Raw genomic sequence first — 18,856 nt, 5'->3', positions numbered from 1 at the left:
ATTTACCCACTGGCTGTGACCAGTGAGAGTAAACTCTTCCTTTCCTGTTGTTAAATTCCATACTTTAATAGTATGGTCTCTTGAACCCGAAATCGCCCGTTTACCATCAGCAGTGACGGCAACTGCATTTATCCAATTGCTGTGACCAGTGAGGATCAACTCTTCTTTTCCAGTTGTTAAATCCCATACTTTAATGGTCTTGTCCCACGAGCCAGAAATGGCCCTTTTCCCATAAGCAGTAACGGCAACTGCATTTACCCATTTGCTGTGACCAGTAAGAATAAATTGTTCCTTTCGAGTTATTAAATCCCAAACTTTTATGGTATTATCTCTTGAACCAGAAATCGCCCGTTTACCGTCGGGCGTAACGGCAACTGCATTAGGCGAATCGCTATAACCCGGGAGAATAAATTGTTCCTTTCCAACTGAATTTGTCCAGTCGCTGTGACCAGTGAGAGTAAATTCTTCCTCTTTAGTTGTTAAATCCCAGACTTTAACCGTCTTGTCCCACGAACCAGAAAATGCCCGCTTGCCATCCTCCGTGATAGCTACTGCACTTACTGAGCCGCTATGACTTTTGAGAGTAAACTCTTCCTTTCCAGTTGTTAAATCCCAGACTTTTACTGTCTTGTCCCAGGAACCGGAAATCGCCCGCTTGCCATCGGGGGTCACGGCGGCTGCATTTACTGAATCACTATGACCTTTGAGAGTAAACTCTTCCTTTCTAGTTGTTAAATTCCAGACTTTGAGGGTTTTGTCCAAAGAAGCAGAAATTGCCCGTTTCCAATCCTCCGTGACGGCGACTGTATTTACTGCGTAGCTATGACCTTTGAGAGTAAACTCTTCCTTTCCCGTGATTAAATCCCAGACTTTGATGGTGTTGTCATCTGAACCCGAAATCGCCCTTTTCCCATCAGCAGTGACAGCTACTGCATTTACTGAGTAGGTGTGACCAGTGAGAGTAAACTCTTCCTTTCCAGTTGTTAAATCCCAAACTTTGAGGCTGCTGTCCCAGGAACCGGAAATCGCCCGCTTGCCATCCGGGGTGACAGCGACTGCATCTACTGAGTCGCTATGACCTCTGAGAGTAAACTCTTCCTTTCCAGTTGTTAAATCCCAGACTTTGAGGGTTTTGTCTGTTGAACCAGAAATTGCCCGCTTGCCATCCTCCGTGACGGCTACTGCATTTACCCAGTGGTTGTGACCTGTGAGGGTACGTAGTAGTCCCCTGCGAGGCGGAGTTAAACAAGCTATCAAAGGACGCAACCAAGGTGCTGCTTTCCACTGCTTTGCTACCTCCAGCATTGCTTGAATCTGAGGCATTTCAAAGTACAGTAAGCGACCTAACAATTGTTCCGCCAGTTTGGTCTTATCTGCATCCAAAATATCGGCTGACATCCACAGTGCCACTTGAATTAAGCTCAGAGTTTTCACTTTTTCTGAGTTGTACTCTGGGTGGATTAGTGCTTCTGAAGCGTTAACTAAATTGAAATCATCAATCAGTGCCTGCACCCCAAACTCAGGATGCTGAATCTTTGCCATCAGAAAGTTAAAATCTGTCAGTTTTTGATAATATTTTTCTAAATTCCCTGACTTGACATGGTTTGGCAGTAAGCTGCCCAGATAAGCACGTTGATAGAAAAGTGGTTTGGCCGCTAACTTGTCAGCAAATTCTCCCATCTCACGCCATCCCCTTTTCTAAATACTCAGCAATCCCTTCTAGTCGCAGGAAATATACGCGGCCGGATGCGTCGCCTGCTACGATTGTGACTCCATCGGGTGCAATAGCGCAACAGGCGATCGAATTTTCACCTGTAAAACTGGCAATGACATTTCCACTCGACAAATCCCAGACTTTGAGGGTTTTGTCTCTTGATCCAGAAATCGCCCGTTTCTCGTTCGGGGTGATGGCTACTGCTTTTACTGAGTCGCTGTGACTTTTGAGAATAAACTCTTCCTTTCGAGTTGTTAAATCCCAGACTTTGAGGGTTTTGTCTCTTGAACCAGAAATCGCTCGCTTCCCATCCTCCGTGACAGCAACTGCATTTACCGTTAATGAGTAACTGTGACCTTCAATAGTAAACTCTTCTTTTTGAGTTGTTAAATCCCAGACTTTGAGTGTTTTGTCTGATGAACAAGAAATCGCCCGCTTGCCATCAGCATTTATGGCTACTGCTTTTACCCAGTCGCTATGACCCGTGAGAGTAAACAGTTCCTTTCCAATTGACAAATCCCAGACTTTGAGGGTTTTGTCCAAAGAACCGGAAACTGCCTGCTTGCCATCAGCATTTATGGCTACTGCTTTTACCCAGTCGCTATGACCAGTGAGAGTAAACAGTTCGTCTCTGGTTATTAAATCCCAGACTTTGATGGTCTTGTCCCAGGAACCAGAAATCGCCCGCCTACCATCAGCAGTGACAGCAACTGCATTTACCGATTTACTGTGACCAGTGAGAGCAAAAAGTTCATCTCCTGTTGTTAAATTCCAGACTGTGATGGTCTTGTCCGATGAACCAGAAATTGCCAGCTTGCCATCAGCAGTGACAGCAACTGCATTTACCGAATTACTGTGACCTTCAGAAGTAAACTCTTCCTTTCCTGTTGTTAAATTCCAGATTTTGATAGTGTTGTCCCAGGAACCAGAAATCGCCCGCTTGCTATCAGCAGTGATGGCTACTGAATTTACCGAGTTGCTGTGACCAGTGAGAGTAAACTCTTCCTTTCCAGTGGTTAAGTCCCAAACTTTGAGGGTGTTGTCTCTTGAACCTGAAATCGCGCGCTTGCCATCAGCACTTATTGCTGCTGCTTTTACCAAAGCTCTGTGACCGGTGAGAGTAAACAGTTCCTTTCCAGTGGTTAAGTTCCAGACTTTGAGGGTGCCGTCAAAAGAAGCAGAAATTGCCCGTTTGCCATCAGCAGTGACAGCTACTGCATTTACTGAGTTGCTGTGACCTTCGAGACTAAACTCTTGCTTTCGAGTTATTAAATCCCAAACTTTGAGGGTGTTATCCGATGAACCAGAAATCGCCCGTTTGCCATCAGCAGTGACAGCCACTGTATTTACTGAGTTGCTGTGACCAGTGAGGGTAAATTCTTCCTTTCCAGTTATTAAATCCCAAACTTTGAGGGGGTTGTCCAAAGAGCCAGAAATTGCCCGTTTCCCATCAGCAGTGACGGCTATTGCTGTGACCCAGCTTTTATGACCGATGAGAGTCAACACTTCTTTTGTAGTGGTTAAATCCCAGACTTTAAGGGTGTAGTCATCTGAACCAGAAATTGCCCGATTGCCATCAGCAGTGACGGCGACTGCATATACTGAGTTGCTGTGACCAGTCAGAGTAAATTCTTCTTTTCCAGTAGTTAAATCCCAGACTTTGAGGGTGTTGTCCCTTGAGGCAGAGATTGCCCGCTTGCCATCCTGCGTGACGGCTACTGCATTTACCGAGTCGCTGTGACCGTCGATGGTGCGTAGCAACCCCCTGCGAGGCGGAGTTAAACAAGATGTTAAAGGACGCAACCAAGGTGCTGCTTTCCACTGCTTTGCTACTTTTAACATTACCTGAATTTCCGGAATATTAAAGTGCAGCAAGCGCCCCAACAATTGCCCTGCCAGTTGCGTCCGATCTCGCTCCAAAATATCGACTGACATCCACAGTACCCTTTGAATCAAGTTCAGGGCTTTCGCTGTTTCTGGGTTGTACTCTGGGTGAGTTACTACTTCTGAATCATCAACCAAATCGAAATCATCAATCAGTGCCTGCAACCCAAACTCAGGATGCTGAATCTTTGCCATCAGAAAGTTAAAATCTGTCAGTTTTTGATAATACTTTTCTAAATTACCTGACTTGACATGATTTGGCAGTAAGCTGCCCAGATAAGCACGTTGATAGAAAAGTGGTTTAGCCGCTAACTTGTCAGCAAATTCTCCCATCTCACGTCATCCCCTCTTCTAAATACTCAGCAATCCGTTGATTTACTTCCTGAAAAATTCTCCGATTTGAATCCATCTCCCGTTTGGTTTTCAGAAAGTCAAGGAAACTAGCATGATAGATGGTGTAGCAGATTTCTCCGTCTACCTCCTGCTTTTTCAAATACTCAACCCACTTATTTTCTAAAATCTGTGCCACATGGCATTCACCCTTCTCGGCAATTCCAGCAATCATCTCGCAGGGAATCGGCGTGCCAATCTCTAGTAAAATATACAAGACAATCTCCATCAATTGCCCAGGCTTAGCGTCAATCTCCATTCGCACCCAATGGTTTTGATAATATTCTTGCAGCCCATCGGGCAATTGCGTTAAACTCAAGTCCTTGTAATCACCCTTAGCAATAGCAGGCAAAACATAGCGCAAATACATAAAATTGTCTTGGCTTTTGTTGGTCAGTTGCTCCACAAAAATAGTCTCGCTAATACTGCGGCTTTGAATCCAGTTTCTCAGTTTATCTTTATACTCCAGATCGGTATTGAGCGCATACCGAATATACTCTTTGATATCATCCTGATTGAAATCAACATACTCCTTGTCTCTTAAATCTAACTCTTTTACCGGAACATCGACTAACAACTGCTTTTTATCAAAACTATAGGGTCGCCGTGTCAGCAGAAAATATACGTTATTGGGCAGATTTTTCGGTAAATGTAAAAGATTTCCTCCCGGTTCTTGTTCGACTTCATCCAGTGCATCAATTGCAATTACCAAACGATCGCCCGCCGTGAGTTTTCCCGCCACCTGTGCCAGTAAAGTTGGTAAATCGGCGTCTTCTGATTTTGGCAATTGATAGCGGTCAATTAATTGACGGCGAATGCTCTTCAAAAACAATTCTGGTCTGTTGCGACGTTCGACGAGAATATTGAAATAGCAGGGAGATTGATGTTCCCAGACGTATTTGGCAACGATCGAGCTTTTGCCCATTCCCGCATCCCCGACGATCGTAAAATAACCGTGAGGATTGTCGGTGATAAATTGCTGAAAAGTATCAAAAACAAATTGGCGGCCGCAAAACCTGCGAATTTTTTCTTCTATTAACGATATAAATTCTTCAGGGTAGGGGGCAACTACTGGTTGTGATGGTTGATAATATTTCTGTTTTAATTTAGTATGCAGAATCCTCGACTTACCTGCACCTTGGTGGTTATCAAGTTCTGGAAAACTGGCTGAAAACTTCCTGTAAATCTCTCCCATCCGCTGTTTTACAGTAGGTTCTGATATGCTTAATGTTAATGAAAGCTCTGTCTGATTTAGGGGTACTCTTTCACGAGAGAAGAGTGCTAATAATGTTTGTGTTTGTTCCATAGATAATTCATGTCTGCCAGATTCGCCTGTAAGGAATTCTTGCCAATCCATCTAGGTTAACCCCCAATATAACTTTATTACAACTTACGCACTGTCATGCACTTAAATCATCTTGAGCCTCGCGAAGGATCTCTGAGACGGCTGGGATGCTTCGCAGTCCTGAGCCTTGCGAAGGATAGGGACTTTGCATGACAGTAGTTTAATTATACCTTGAGTATACTTTCATTATACCGACCTCTAATAGACCTACCTTTATACCTCTGGTCAACTTCACTCAATAAAAGTGATGCGATGATTTGATCAGAACACAGACAAGCAGTTATTGATAAACAAGAGAGGTCAGTCAAATGAACTTTAAATTATTCGGCAACTCGCACGGTGAGGAAGATTTTAGCGAAATCGATGAAATAGGCAAAATAGGTATAAAACTTATTGGCAAAATTGCCGATGAGCTAAGTTATACCCGCACGTCTGCCGGTCGAAACTGTCTGTTAATTGTCAAATATTTTCAGCCCGGTATAGTACCACCCGAACCTAGCACTCAAGCGGATTTTTTTAAGCGTGCAATCGACGTTTTACATAGCTTTAACTGGCTTCAAGAGCAACGAACTCCCCAATCCGATCGAAGTTATAACCAGCCACTTCACAAAATAAAACTTCAAGTAAGTAGCGAGATCAAGGCTGTTACTCAAGTTTTATGGTGGGTTGAGCAGTGGGTTGAGCAGTTAGAGCTTCTACACATTCCCGAAGAAGTTTTGCAGCTTTGTAAACTTGCTGCGATCGAGGGTTTTGCCCATGCTGTTCGCCACGCCCACACAAATCGGTCAGTGGAAACTCCGAAAATCGAGCTGGCGATCGCAGTTTTTAACGAACGCCTAGAGATCGAAATATGGGATTGGGGAAAGCCTTTTGATCTCAAGACTAAGCTGAAAGAAGAATTGCCAGAAAAAAATCTGTTTAGTTGGAACGACTTGGGCTTTACTCTTCACTAAAGCTGTTCTGAAATTGCCACCCTTCCATTGACCACAGAAAGGAACTTTTTTGTGATGATTACTGATACTACTCCCAAGATTCTCGTTGTTGAGGATGACCCATCCATCCGCACTCTAGTTCATCGTTTTTTAACTCAGAAATATCAAGTAGATTCGGCAGCAGATGGCGAGACGGCTTTAGAAGTGTTTGAGAAATTAAAGCCACTCCTAGTAGTTCTTGATTGGAATTTGCCGGATACTACAGGTTATCACCTCTGCCAGGAAATGCAGCGCCGTACTAATGTTTTTGTGATCATGCTAAGCAGCCGCACAGACGAAGCTGATAAACTTAAAGTCCTGTCCGCCGGTGCTGATGACTATATCTGTAAACCCTTTGGTTTGGCAGAGTTGGCAATTCGTATAGAAGTTGTGTTGAGACGGATGAGGCCTGTCACTCCATCACGTATTGTATTCGATCAATTCGCGATCGATTCAGCGCGTCGGGAAGCAACACTCAACGATCGCATTATCAAGTTAACAGCCTTGGAATTTAAGATATTGTATTTTTTGGCAAGTCATTCCGGTCAATCTTGGAGTCGCCAACAGCTAATCGAAAAAATCTGGGGGTGGAACTGCAACGACACAGGAGAAGAGAACGTTGTTAGCGTACATATCGGTCAGATTCGCAAGAAAATGATTCAAGTTGATGCTAATGCGTCGCAGTTTATTAAAACAATTCGGGGTTACGGTTACAGGTTCGAGCCGCCCTCTAGCACGGCAATGGCAATTTCCTAAGCTCAGCACTTTTGATATTGTATAATTGGGAGCATCTCATATTTGTAAAAACACTTCTTTTGGCTCCTTCCTTCTTCCTCTTTCCTCCTGCCTCCTGCCTCCTGCCTCCTGCCTTAAAACTCCAATTTCTAGCTTAACTGCAAAAGTGAGATGCTCCCGTATAATTGAATTAAATCGATCGCCCATGAGGTACTAAAATGCCTTCTCCATTTCCAGGGATGAACCCTTATTTAGAAAATCCCGAATTTTGGCCCGAAGTACACCACCGTTTGATCGTGGCTATCGCCGATGACATAGAGCAAAATCTCAGTCAGCAATATCGAGTGGCGATCGAAAAACGCACTTATATGACTGGTGGGGAAGACTCTGTTGATATAGCGATTCCCGATGTATCTGTAGTCGCTGCAAGGACAACAACAACCGAAACACGATCGGCAGTGATGACTTTACCGCCCCGTAGCGAATTCGTAACAGTAACGCTGCCAATTCCTGAAGAATGCAGGGAAGGTTATTTAGAAATTAGAGAGGTAACAACGGGCAGGGTGGTGACAGTCATTGAAATTTTGTCTCCCGCTAACAAACGTGCCGGTGAAGGAAGAACTGCTTACCTTAACAAGCGGCAGAAAGTTTTAGGAACTCTCACGCATTTGGTAGAGATAGATTTGCTCAGAAGCGGAAAATATCTGCCGTTTGCCAGCGAAATTCCGCAGACAGATTACCGAATCTCGATCGCCCGAGCAAATCAGCGGCCACAAGCACAATTATATGCTTTTAATGTGAGAGATGAAATTCCTGTATTTAGGATACCTTTGCAGTCACCAGATGCAGAACCGGAGTTGAATTTACAGAGTTTGTTAATGGGGGTTTACGATCGCGCCAGATTTGATTTAACCTTGGACTACGATCGGGAACCTGTACCCCGTTTCAAGGAAGAAGATAGAGTTTGGGCTGATGAATTGCTGCGAGAAATAGGCAGGCGGTAAATTACAGCAACCTTCTCGGCGATTAATATATTTGTCGCCATGTCGTGTCCTAAATCTAGGCGATGGAGGACACGGCAATGCCCATTGGTGTCAACTTAACTGAAAGCCTTGATAAATGTCGCTTTTACCTGAGTCTAGATCCCCCTAAATCCCCCTTAAGAAGGGGAGTAGGGGTTGACTTTGATCGGACTCTTGTCCCCCCCTTCTTAAGGGGGGCTAGGGGGGATCTAGATTTAATAGTCAAACAGCCATCTGTGACTGCGTTTGACCTTAAATTGACACCAATGGGCACGGCGCCGTGTCCAGACTTAGATATCCTAGTTTTTAGCCGCCCCAAACCTTCTTTAAAACATCTTGAGGAGAGATGTCTGCCATTTTGCCAGTAGGAGATTTAATGCCCAAAAATCGATCGCTCTTTGGCAACAATTTCGCCGGTTCAGTCGGGCCAAACAAAGCTATTGTATAAGTTTGAACCGCCACAGCTAAGTGCATCGGCGCACTGTCAGTACATATCATCAAATTAGCAGCAGCAATTGTCGCCGCCAACTTGCCGACATCATCCGGCGAGATAACTTTTACATTCGGACATAACTCGACTAACTTTGTCACGAAGTCTGCATCTTCAGGGCCTTTCACAACAACAACGGGCAAATTCGGCTGCCGCTGCTGACAGTCTTCGATGATTTGCTTCCAGTTGTCTGTAGGGTAAATTTTGTCAATACCTTTAGACACAGCTAATTGACTGGAACCGCCGTGAATTAGAATGTAGCCGCTTTCTTTTACCCCCAACCGCTGCTGTTCGGCTTCCGCCCACTGAATGTCCTGTTTTGGTACATTAATTGCCACTGGCGGACAAGGATTTTTAAGGTTAAATCCTTCCAGCAAATCGTGGTACATTGAAGCGGCGTACTGTTCAGTTTTCAGCGGTACTGCTGCTGTGAGAAATCGAGCGCCGTTGGTTCCCGAATAGCCAACTCTCTGCGGAATGCCGGTCAGCCACAGCAGCAGCCCTACAGTCCACCGCTGGCCGAGGGAAATCACTGCTTCGTATTCGCGATCGCGAATTACACCCAGCAAATTGCCCCAATCCGCCATCGCGTTGCGGTCTTTGAAATTGTACGTCAAGACTTCTTTGACCGACTTGCAGACTCGGTAAGCACCCTTTGCCCTCGGTTCCACGATGACATCAATTTGCGCGTCGGGATAAGACTGCTTGAGGTCATCAAGAGTGGGGAAAAATAAAATTTGGTCGCCAATCCCGCCAGGGACAAGTGCTAGTATTCGCATCATAAACGATCGGGCTATTATTGATCGAGGTAGCTCTCAGAGATCGGCTCTCAACTATCAGCTTATAGTATTTCTAGACCTTAAAAGCTACTGGCTGACAGCTAAACAACTGACTCAAAAGTACAGGACGCTCTTATTATATATATCTAGTTGGGTTAAAAACGGTTAGTAAATGCACTTATTAATTCCTGCAGCGGGTTCGGGGCGACGGATGGGGAGTCAGCGGAACAAACTGCTGCTGACTTTGCTCTCTAAACCTTTGCTGAGTTGGACTTTGGCTGCTGCTGAAGCTTCGCAGCACATTAGCTGGATTGGCATCATGGGCCAGCCAGACGATTTTCCTGATTTTAAAGCGATTCTGAGCGATTTATCTTTGGTTAAGCCCGTGGAACTGATTCAAGGAGGCGCCACCAGGCAAGAGTCAGTTTACAACGGTTTGCAGGCTTTGCCACCAAATGCCGATCGAGTGTTGATTCACGACGGAGCCCGATGTTTGGCAACTGCTGAATTGTTCGATCGATCTGCCGAGGCCCTCTTGACCTGTCCAGGCTTGATTGTCGCCATCCCGGTCAAGGATACGATTAAGGTCGTAGATGAGCGTCGAATCGTGCGAGACACCCCAGACAGAAGCAATTTGTGGGCAGCCCAGACTCCCCAAGGATTTGAAGTGAAATTGTTAAAGCAGTGTCACGAAGAAGGGCGACAAAAAGGTTGGGAAGTGACAGACGATGCGGCTTTGTTTGAAAAATGCGGTTTACCAGTGCAAATTGTGGAGGGGGAAGAGACGAATTTGAAAGTCACAACCCCCGTAGATTTAGCACTAGCTGAATTTATTTTGCGGCAGAGAACAGATAAGAGTAAATAGAATTTGTTGAGTATTTTTAAGAACGGGCAAGATACCCGTTCCACAATCAATAATTTGTTAGTTGTGGGACAGGCATCTTGCCTGTTCAATAAAAATAATAAGGTGTTAGTTGTGGAACAGGCATCTTGCCTGTTCAATAAAAATTTGTGTGTGGAACAGGCATCTTGCCTATTCCTTATGTTATCTTAGAAAGATCATAGCTAGAAGTAAAACATATGATTTCTGTTGCGCCGATCGCACCACCGTTACTCATAGGCGAAAAGCGAGTGGTGTTTAGAAATATTAGTTGGCAGGGCTACCAACAACTGCTCAAGATTTTGGGCGATAAACGAGCGACTACATTGATATTCGATCGAGGGATTTTAGAAATAACCAGCCCTTTAGAAGAACACGAATTTTCAGCACGCTTAATCGAACGACTGATTCAAATTTTGGTGGTAGAGCTAGGTTTGAAGATTAAAACAATGGGTTCGACAACCCTCGATCGATCGGACTTAGAGCGGGGTGCAGAACCAGATAATGCCTATTACATTCAAAATCAGCCCCTTGTAGCCGGTCGTACAGTAGATTTAGCCACAGATCCGCCACCAGATTTAGTAGTAGAAATAGATATCACCCATACTGATATTAACAAGCCGGCTCTCTATGCCAGTATGGGAGTACCGGAATTTTGGCGTTACAATGGTAGAGAATGGCGAATTTATAAGCTAGAGAACGATGAGTATTTGGAAGTATCGGTCAGCCCCACTTTTGCGATACTTCCCAAGTCCAAGCTATACGAATTTTTAGCCGCAGCGCAGCTAGATGAGGTAGAAGCCGAGGTTAATTTCCGCAACTGGGTGAGAGAGATAGCGAAATCTAACTAGCGAATTTGGCATTGGCAGTCACCAGATTACGAGCTTCATCACAGCGTATATTCAAGAGAGAAGTTTCCTGTTTCGTTAGTAAGGGCTGGCTGTTGGTCGGACGATAATTTCGCTAACATCAACATCGTCAGGTTGTTCGATCGCAAATACAATCGATCGCGCGATCGCAGCAGCAGGAATAGATATTTTGCGAAATTCTTGCATTCCCGATTTTGCAGTTTCATCAGTGATGCTCTCGGCTAACTCAGACTCCGTTACTCCAGGAGAAATCACCGTCACCCGAATGTCGCCCCCAACTTCTTGTCTCAAGCCTTCTGAGATTGCTCCAACGGCGAATTTAGTAGCACAGTAAACAGCAGCAGTAGGAGAAACCGCGTGTCCGCCGATCGAGGAAAGATTAATAATCTGACCAGATTTTTGTGCTTTCATGACAGGAAGTGCCGCCGCGATGCCGTACAAAACACCTTTGATATTGACATCAATCATTTTATCCCATTCATCAACTTTCAGTTGTTCGAGTGCGGATAGGGGCATGATGCCAGCATTGTTAATCAGGACATCTACGCGATCGAACTTTTTCTGGGCAAATTGAACAATCGCCTCCATTTGACTGCGTTGCGTCACATCGAGAGCCTGGTATTCGACTGTTCCACCCTCCGCACGAATGTCCTTGGCGATCGCTTCTAGGCGATCGGTGCGACGTGCGCCTAAAACCACTCGTGCGCCTTGATGAGCGAGCATACGGGCTGTGGCTTCCCCAATTCCACTACTGGCTCCAGTAATGATGACAACCTTTCCATTTAAGTTCGACATTGAAATCTCCTATTTTTGTGATGTTACTGGAAATTTGTTTTTGTTACGGTGGTGATATAAATGACTTCCATCAGTATTGAAACCTCCTAGCAATGTCAAGGCATTCAGCAGATATTGGGAAGTAGTTTGTTTTTTACAAACTGCTCTAATGTCGTTGGTGTAACCGCTTCTTGGGTTCGAGCAGTCGCATAAATTCCGTCAGGATCGCCAAGGGCAATAAACAGCTTCCCTAACTCTTTTTGTACATCAGGTGTTGCTCCGATCGATGCCAGTTGCTGCTGGATAGATTCAATTGTCACTTGCACATATTCTATCGGGCAATCGAGCAATTGTGAAAGAATAGCCGTTGTTTCCAAGATCGTTAAATTTTCTGGCCCCATCAAATTACGAGTCCACTTACCTGCCCAACGATCGTCGAGTAGATATTTTGCAGCCTCATCGCCGATATCGTCAGTGCTAATCCACGGAAGATCATGGTCGCTGGCATAGGGGAAGTATACGGTATGGTCTTGCTGAATCAACTTGACTTGACTTAGAAAATTCTCCATAAAATAGCCGGGACGCAGATGCAGTACATTGGCTCCGGTTTGGTTGAAAATCGATTCAACATCACCAACGAATGAGACTGTACCTAAATTTGGTTTTGCACCTGCACCAATGCTAGAAATATTGACGACTCGCTTAATGCCGTTTTCACGCACTGCTGTGGCTCCAGCCATTGCTGTCTGGATGTACCAGTTGGATAAGCTTGGCGTGTCGAGTTTCGGTGGAGTCAGCCAAAACAAAGCATCTGCATTTTGTGTTGCTTCGCTCAATCCTTGAGGATCGTCACTGCTAATTTGCTTCACTGTCGCACCTCGCTCAACTAGATCGGCTAATTTCTCTGGATGTCTTGCCAAAAGAACGGTTTCGGCTCCACCTTGTATCACTTTCTCAGCGGTACGTCGTCCAATATTGCCTGATGCGGCTGCAATGACAATTTTCATAGCTTTCCTCTCTTTTATGTATTAGCCTCGGCTGAAAAATTGGCGCAATTTTTGGGTGTCGCCCATTGCATCAATAACGGGGACAGGGTTCCAGTATTCACGGTAGTGAACGATCTTTCCATCCTTGGTTTCTAGTCGCATCACATAATCTTGTTGATAGTGGCGACCTGTGGCGAGGATGTCGGCTTCTCCATGAACCTCGGCAAGTAAAACATTAGGGTTTGATGTTTGATATTCGCGAACATTCGTGAATACTAAATCTTGCATCTGTGCCACCATCTTTTTCATGTGGTTGTAGATGGCAGATTTGCCTTCCAATCGTTCTGGCGCATTCAGAGCAGCAGCATACGGAAATTCCACAACTGCATCTTCAGCAAATAAATTTATCCAAGCTTCGGTATCCTTGCCAATCAGTGCGAGATGGTCGGTCAAAAGCTGTGTAGTCATATCTTCCTCTTCTATTTCACCTTAAAATTGAATGGCTCTCACTCGAAATCTCCTATTTCTGTCCCTTCTGTTGAGCTTAGTTTGAATTAAACAAACTGACCGCCAGAGACTTCGATTCTCTGTGCATTCACCCATCTGTTTTCTTCGGATAGCAAAGAGGCGATCGCACCGCCAATATCATCAGGAAGACCCACGCGACCTAGGGCGGTTTGCGAAGCGATAAAGCTGTTAATTTCAGGATTGTCACGCACCGCACCGCTATTAAAATCCGTTTCAATTGCGCCTGGGGCTACCACATTCACAGCAATCTGTCTGTGTCCCAGTTCTTTCGCCATGTATCGGGTCAAAACTTCGATCGCTCCTTTCATGCTTGCATAAGCTGCATAGCCCGGTAGAGCAAAACGGGCAAGTCCAGACGAAATATTGACAATCCGTCCTCCATCATTTATCAAAGGCAGAAGTTTCTGCGTGAGGAAAAAAACGCCCTTTACATGAATATTCATCAATCGATCGAAATCATCTTCGGTGGTATCAGCAAAAGACGCATGAACACCAACACCAGCATTATTCACGAGGTAATCAAAATTCTCTGTCTGCCATTTATCTTGAAGTGACTGCTTGACTTGTTCCACAAAACCGTCAAAGGTTTTAGTGTTTGAAGTATCCAGTTGCAGTGCAACGGCTTTAGCTCCGATTTCGGCGATCGCAGATACAACGCTTTTGGCTTCTTCATCGCTATTGTGATAAGTCACGATAACATCTACTCCTTTTCTGGCAAGGGTCAAAGCGGTATTTTTGCCAAGTCCTCGGCTCGCCCCTGTTACCAATGCGATTTTTGTCTTGTCTTTGGTCATTGCCTTATCCTTTTACTGTTTCATTCAGATGTGTTCATCCTATGAGTAAAAGTAAGGGTTTTGAATACACAGACCTCGCAATTTATTGCCTAATCCTCCAAAGCCCTCTTTTAGGAATGGCTCAAGATGCTCTATGATGAGCAAAAGGAAATGGTTAAATCAATCAAAATACTAGCATGGCGATTGAAATGCTCAACCAAGTAATCAACCAAGATGCGATCGGCAATCAGTGTCAAGAACTGGCGGCATTGCTAACTCGGCACACCCAAGGCAAGGGGAACGGTTTTCATACAACAGCTATAGATCAGCTAGAATTTACGCGAGAATCTTCTGCTTCCACCCCACTACATGGTGTCTATGAACCTATTCTCGGCATTATCGTTCAGGGTCAAAAAGAAGCGTTGCTGGGGGAGGAAACCTATCGTTATGGCGCGGCTCAATATCTTGTTATTTCAGTTGATTTGCCCCTGAGCGGATTTGTTGTAGAGGCCACTCCTGATAAGCCGTATTTAGGATTTAAACTAAATCTCGACCCCCGTCAACTCTGCGACATTATTACGGCCCAAACCAAGCCAAGTGCGAATAAGAAAGAAAACTCTGTTAGAGGCTTGTTTGTCAGCACCGCCGATGCACCTTTGCTCGATTGCGCCCTCAGACTGACACGACTTTTGGATACGCCGCAGGATATCCCTATCCTGGCACCGATGATTATCCGCGAAATCTATTATCGTCTTTTAATCGGTGAGCAAGGCGAAGCTGTCCGCCAAATCGCAACATCTGGCAGCAATATGCAGCGCATCGCTGAGGTGCTCAAACTGATTAAAACTGATTTTGTAAAACCGATGCGTGTTGAGGATTTGGCAGGACAAGCCAATATGTCTCCTTCATCTTTCCATTACCATTTCAAGGAAGTGACATCGATGAGTCCACTTCAATATCAAAAGCAATTAAGACTATTAGAAGCACGTCGCCTGATGCTTGCCGAAAACTCCGATGCAGCAAATGCTGCCTATCAGGTGGGTTATGAAAGCCCCTCACAGTTCAGCCGCGAATATTCTCGGATGTTCGGTGCGCCGCCGATTAAAGATATTGAGCGTTTGCGTACTGCTTGAGCGTAACTGTTTCGACTATATTGGTTTTGTGACCGTTAACACAAGTGGAGGATGAAAGCAATGCAATATAGCGGTAAATGGCGGATCACAGAGATGGCAATGTGGGATAGTGATTACTTGGACATGGAAGTTGAAGCCTATATCGAGATTGATGAAACAGGTTCAGGAGAATTTCAATTCGGTTTAGTATCAGGTGAAATTGACGGCGAAGTCGTAAAAGATGGAAAAGATCAGCGATTTGAGTTTACATGGGATGGTAATGACGAGAACGATCCTGCATCTGGTAGCGGTTGGCTCAAATTAAAGGATAAAAACTCGGTAGACGGTCGAATCAAATTCCACCAAGGCGATAGTTCTAGTCTTGTAGCTAAGCGCATGAAATAGGCAATCAGCGATCGTACTATTTTAGACCATTTTTTTTAAACCGCAGATGAACGCAGATAAAATCCCATCCGCGTTCATCTGTGTCCATCCGCTGATATCTGCGGTAACAAAATCCCAATCTAACCAATAACCAATAACAACTGACTTAGGTTTTTCATGAAGGATTAATCGGAAACTCACCCTCACTATCAACCTCTGCGCCACTTTTAACTAAATCCAAAAACGCAAACACGGCCGGAATCAACAACCCATCCCTCAAAACAGCCACCCCAATTACCCTTTCAAAATCCGCCGGTAAACTGCAAACTTTCACCGAAGGAGGTATCGGTTCCGCAGCCAAACGGGGAAGAATTGCTGTACCCAAACCTTGCATCACCATACTGACAATAGTTGAATCTTCGCTGAGTTCGTAAGCGATATTTAAGGGAAACCCCGAAGTTGTCAAATATTTTCGCAGCGGTACAGAACAAGAATTTTCTACCGGCTGCAAAATCAACGGATAAGCCGCTAATTCTTTCCAGGTAATCTTAGCACTTGACAATTTGGCAGTTGGCGGCAGCAACACAACATATTTATCCCGCAAAATTTCTCTAGTTTCAAATTCATCGGAGATGGGAAGAGAGACAAAGCCGATGTCTGCTTTGCCCGATCGCAAAGCCTCTTCCACAGCTTGGGTATAATAAACTTCGGTAATGCTGACCGTAATTTTGGGAAAGCAACTGCGAAATTTAGCAATAATACCCGGTAGGATATGAGTTGCGACACTCCGAAAAGTAACTATCCGTACCTGGCCTCCCTGCAAACCTTTTTCTAAATCCGCTTCTTTGACCATCATTTCTAAGGCGCAGGCTATTTGACGCCCGTGACTCACTACCCTTTCCCCCACCGGCGTCAGTTGAGCACCGTGTCGCCCCCGGTGGAACAATTGTACTCCCAATTCTGTTTCTAAAGAGGCGATGGCGTGGCTGACGGCGGATTGGGACAGTTCCAATTGCAAAGCCGCCTCGCTAAAGTTTTCACAGTCTGCTACAGCTATCAAAGCTTGAATCTGAGAGAGTTTCATCCGCCGCGTATTGATTTCATTCATAGCGTTTGTGCCAGTAGTACGCAAATTGTCACAAGGGCTTCGATATATCGATTTTATTCATACAACCTATGCAAGCAATGCTTTGATTGTTAATTGCCGCAGAGTTAAGGTTAATTTATCAGGTAACAGAGAGACTTTTACAGGGCTTGCACGACAACAATATTGTGCTGTACTTGCGTTGAATTTATTACAGTCGCAAGCTATTTTTTGTAATTTTAGTGGTGCAATTTTTGTAAAAGTCATCACTTTAAGGTGTTGGCTATGTCTACTTACAACAGTCGGATCAACCCCCGAATCATGATGTTTTTTTTGATGGCTGATCGAGCTAAACCATCCGAAAAACCGAAAGGGCTATCTCTCTTTTCAGCTATAAAAAAAATAGGGCAGTTTTTGCTCTACCTCATTTCTAGTGAGGACGAACTGAGAATTTGGCAGACGTGCGATCGCTATGGTAACACTTGGTGGCACGGTTGCGATCGGGCGACTGGTCGTTCTACCTGCGTGGCGACGGATGATGAAATGCGCGCTTGGATCGATCGGCGTTATTGCCAATAGTAGTGTGTGGGTTGCGTAGAAATGAAGTGAAATACAGTCCTCGATTAGCAATTACCAATTAGCAATTACCAATTACCAAGTAGGAGATGCTATGCTTCAAATATCTTCCGAATGTGCAGCGCCAGATCGCATTATTCTGATGGAAAACGAGGTATACAGATTGCCTCAAACTCATCGAGAAATTCAAGTTTTGTCAGGAATTGCTTGGATCACGGTTGACCAACAGGACATCATCTTGCAAAGTTCTGAAAAAGTATCGCTTCCACCCAGCAAAAACTTTGCTGTCATATCCGCTCTCAACAATAAGCCGCTGATTATGGCAGTCTGGCAAGACAAAAACCCAGTCAGAACCTAGAGATTGAGAAAAAATTTGGCAGGAACACCCCAAAAAGCTCTATCTTAATAGTTATCACTTAGCTATTGGAGGACTCGATCGGTGCACCGCCGCTCTTACCACTTCAGCTATCTCGCAGCTATAAGTATTGTGTTATCGCCCGCACTCAGCTTGCTGGCAATTTCAGACGCCCGGGCTTATGCCCCAATTATAAATGCGAGGCGCGCCCAAGCAAGCGAGCACGCTCAGGCAACTGACCCCAAAACGCAAGCAGACGAACTCTTTGAAACAGGAGTAAAACAGCACCGCGAGGGTTTGTTTCGAGAAGCAATCGAGACTTTTGAGCAAGTTTTGGCAATCCGCAAGCAACTAGGCGACCAAGCGGGAATCGGAGAAACCCTCAACAATATGGGGGAAGTTTATGGCGAAATGGGTTTGAGGCCCAAAGCTTTGGAAGTTCTGCAGCAAGCTTTAGTCATTCACCGAGAAATCAGCGGAGGGCGTCGTACCGCGCGCACTCTCAATCTCATAGGTTTCGTCAACCGGATTGGGGACAATTTTTCCGAAGCGATGAAACTGCACCAAGAAGCTTTGGAACTTGCCAAAACTACCGACGACCAAATTGAAATTGGAGAATCCCTCCACAACATCGCGGCAGTGTACGCAGAACAGGTCAATTACGCCAAGGCGATCGAATTTTACCAGCAAGCGCGAACGATTCGCACGGCCGCCGGCGATAAACGCGATTTAGGCCGTACCCTCAATAATATGGGCGGCGTCTACTACAACATCGGCGACTTTAATAGAGCGATGGAATTTTATCACCAAGCTTTAGCAATTCGCCGGGAAATCGGAGACCGGGCTGGCGTCGGCCGCCTCCTCAACAACATGGCACTTACCTCTCGCAAACTCGGCAAAGATACTCAAGCGCTGATCTATTTTCAGCAAGCAATACCGATGTTAGAAGCAATCGGCGACAAGACAAGTATCGGACGCTTGCTCAACAATATGGGCGCAATTCATGAAAGTCTCGGTCAAAATGCTCAAGCTCTAGAATCCTACGAGGAAGCTTTAAAAATTGCTCGTGAGGGCGGTGACAAAGCCGGAGAAACTACAGCGATGGAGGGCATTAAGCGATTGTCTTCCAGTCAGCTTGTACCGCAATAAGGAGAGTTAAGCGGTTCCGCATCGGCCGTAAAGATTGGAAGCGATCGACTTTGGCG

General features: G+C 45.1%; 19 protein-coding genes. 10 read left to right on the top strand and 9 right to left on the bottom strand.

The window, feature by feature from the left end; genetic code table 11:
* The 3 genes from QUB24_RS04525 to QUB24_RS04515 form a co-directional block, all read right to left on the bottom strand.
* Positions 1-1,680 (bottom strand): WD40 repeat domain-containing protein (locus QUB24_RS04525; protein ID WP_333151076.1); only part of this gene is annotated, 1,680 nt, incomplete at its 3' end.
* Position 1,681: 1 nt separating this feature from the next.
* Positions 1,682-3,931 carry a beta-propeller domain-containing protein gene (locus QUB24_RS04520; protein ID WP_333151074.1) on the bottom strand — a complete coding sequence of 750 codons (2,250 nt, stop codon included), beginning with the start codon at positions 3,929-3,931 and terminating at the stop codon, positions 1,682-1,684.
* A gap of 1 nt (position 3,932) precedes the next feature.
* On the bottom strand, positions 3,933-5,345 hold the full coding sequence (locus QUB24_RS04515) for an AAA family ATPase (protein ID WP_333151072.1): 1,413 nt from the start codon (positions 5,343-5,345) through the stop codon (positions 3,933-3,935).
* Positions 5,346-5,641: 296 nt separating this feature from the next.
* On the opposite strand from QUB24_RS04515, the gene QUB24_RS04510 reads away from it, so the two are divergent.
* The 3 genes from QUB24_RS04510 to QUB24_RS04500 all read left to right on the top strand — a co-directional run bounded on the left by QUB24_RS04510 (position 5,642) and on the right by QUB24_RS04500 (position 8,043).
* Positions 5,642-6,286 carry an ATP-binding protein gene (locus QUB24_RS04510; protein ID WP_333151069.1) on the top strand — a complete coding sequence of 215 codons (645 nt, stop codon included), beginning with the start codon at positions 5,642-5,644 and terminating at the stop codon, positions 6,284-6,286.
* Between the two features lie 54 nt (positions 6,287-6,340).
* On the top strand, positions 6,341-7,060 hold the full coding sequence (locus QUB24_RS04505; RefSeq protein ID WP_333151299.1) for a response regulator transcription factor: 720 nt from the start codon (positions 6,341-6,343) through the stop codon (positions 7,058-7,060).
* Between the two features lie 197 nt (positions 7,061-7,257).
* Positions 7,258-8,043 (top strand): DUF4058 family protein, encoded by a 786-nt coding sequence (locus tag QUB24_RS04500; RefSeq protein ID WP_333151067.1) that lies wholly within the window; start codon positions 7,258-7,260, stop codon positions 8,041-8,043.
* Between the two features lie 324 nt (positions 8,044-8,367).
* On the opposite strand, the gene QUB24_RS04495 is transcribed toward QUB24_RS04500, so the two are convergent.
* On the bottom strand, positions 8,368-9,330 hold the full coding sequence (locus QUB24_RS04495; RefSeq protein ID WP_333151297.1) for a glycosyltransferase family 9 protein: 963 nt from the start codon (positions 9,328-9,330) through the stop codon (positions 8,368-8,370).
* 172 nt (positions 9,331-9,502) lie between these two features.
* Here QUB24_RS04495 and ispD point away from each other — a divergent pair, with 172 nt between their 5' ends.
* The gene (ispD, locus tag QUB24_RS04490) at positions 9,503-10,195 is read left to right on the top strand and encodes a 2-C-methyl-D-erythritol 4-phosphate cytidylyltransferase (RefSeq protein ID WP_333151065.1); all 693 of its coding nucleotides are present in this window, start codon (positions 9,503-9,505) and stop codon (positions 10,193-10,195) included.
* 215 nt (positions 10,196-10,410) lie between these two features.
* Positions 10,411-11,061 (top strand): Uma2 family endonuclease, encoded by a 651-nt coding sequence (locus tag QUB24_RS04485; RefSeq protein ID WP_333151063.1) that lies wholly within the window; start codon positions 10,411-10,413, stop codon positions 11,059-11,061.
* Between the two features lie 75 nt (positions 11,062-11,136).
* Here QUB24_RS04485 and QUB24_RS04480 read toward each other — a convergent pair whose 3' ends face one another.
* The 4 genes from QUB24_RS04480 to QUB24_RS04465 form a co-directional block, all read right to left on the bottom strand.
* Positions 11,137-11,874 carry an SDR family oxidoreductase gene (locus QUB24_RS04480; RefSeq protein WP_333151061.1) on the bottom strand — a complete coding sequence of 246 codons (738 nt, stop codon included), beginning with the start codon at positions 11,872-11,874 and terminating at the stop codon, positions 11,137-11,139.
* Positions 11,875-11,978: 104 nt separating this feature from the next.
* Positions 11,979-12,860 carry an NmrA family NAD(P)-binding protein gene (locus QUB24_RS04475; RefSeq protein WP_333151059.1) on the bottom strand — a complete coding sequence of 294 codons (882 nt, stop codon included), beginning with the start codon at positions 12,858-12,860 and terminating at the stop codon, positions 11,979-11,981.
* A gap of 21 nt (positions 12,861-12,881) precedes the next feature.
* Positions 12,882-13,307, bottom strand: a complete 426-nt coding sequence (locus QUB24_RS04470) for a nuclear transport factor 2 family protein (RefSeq protein WP_333151057.1) — start codon at positions 13,305-13,307, stop codon at positions 12,882-12,884.
* An 86-nt stretch (positions 13,308-13,393) separates the two neighbouring features.
* Positions 13,394-14,161, bottom strand: coding sequence for an SDR family oxidoreductase (locus QUB24_RS04465; RefSeq protein WP_333151055.1), 768 nt, complete (start codon positions 14,159-14,161; stop codon positions 13,394-13,396).
* 176 nt (positions 14,162-14,337) lie between these two features.
* On the opposite strand from QUB24_RS04465, the gene QUB24_RS04460 reads away from it, so the two are divergent.
* Together QUB24_RS04460 and QUB24_RS04455 are read left to right on the top strand one after the other, a co-directional pair.
* Positions 14,338-15,273 (top strand): AraC family transcriptional regulator, encoded by a 936-nt coding sequence (locus QUB24_RS04460; RefSeq protein ID WP_333151053.1) that lies wholly within the window; start codon positions 14,338-14,340, stop codon positions 15,271-15,273.
* Between the two features lie 60 nt (positions 15,274-15,333).
* A complete protein-coding gene (locus tag QUB24_RS04455; protein WP_333151051.1) occupies positions 15,334-15,657 on the top strand; it encodes a hypothetical protein in 324 nt (107 codons plus the stop codon).
* Between the two features lie 154 nt (positions 15,658-15,811).
* Here QUB24_RS04455 and QUB24_RS04450 read toward each other — a convergent pair whose 3' ends face one another.
* Entirely contained in the window at positions 15,812-16,744 is a 933-nt protein-coding gene (locus tag QUB24_RS04450) for a LysR family transcriptional regulator (protein ID WP_333151048.1), read from the bottom strand.
* 261 nt (positions 16,745-17,005) lie between these two features.
* Between QUB24_RS04450 and QUB24_RS04445 the strand changes: the two genes are divergently transcribed.
* The 3 genes from QUB24_RS04445 (at position 17,006) to QUB24_RS04435 (ending at position 18,800) form a co-directional block, all read left to right on the top strand.
* Entirely contained in the window at positions 17,006-17,299 is a 294-nt protein-coding gene (locus QUB24_RS04445) for a hypothetical protein (RefSeq protein ID WP_333151046.1), read from the top strand.
* 91 nt (positions 17,300-17,390) lie between these two features.
* Positions 17,391-17,654, top strand: coding sequence for a hypothetical protein (locus QUB24_RS04440; protein WP_333151044.1), 264 nt, complete (start codon positions 17,391-17,393; stop codon positions 17,652-17,654).
* An 81-nt stretch (positions 17,655-17,735) separates the two neighbouring features.
* Entirely contained in the window at positions 17,736-18,800 is a 1,065-nt protein-coding gene (locus tag QUB24_RS04435; protein WP_333151042.1) for a tetratricopeptide repeat protein, read from the top strand.
* Positions 18,801-18,856: the final 56 nt, after the last annotated feature.

The sequence above is a fragment of the Microcoleus sp. B9-D4 genome, assembly GCF_036705105.1.
GTDB lineage: Bacteria > Cyanobacteriota > Cyanobacteriia > Cyanobacteriales > Microcoleaceae > Microcoleus.
Note: the sequence above shows the minus strand (reverse complement) of the source record. Positions and strands in the feature narration are given on the sequence as shown.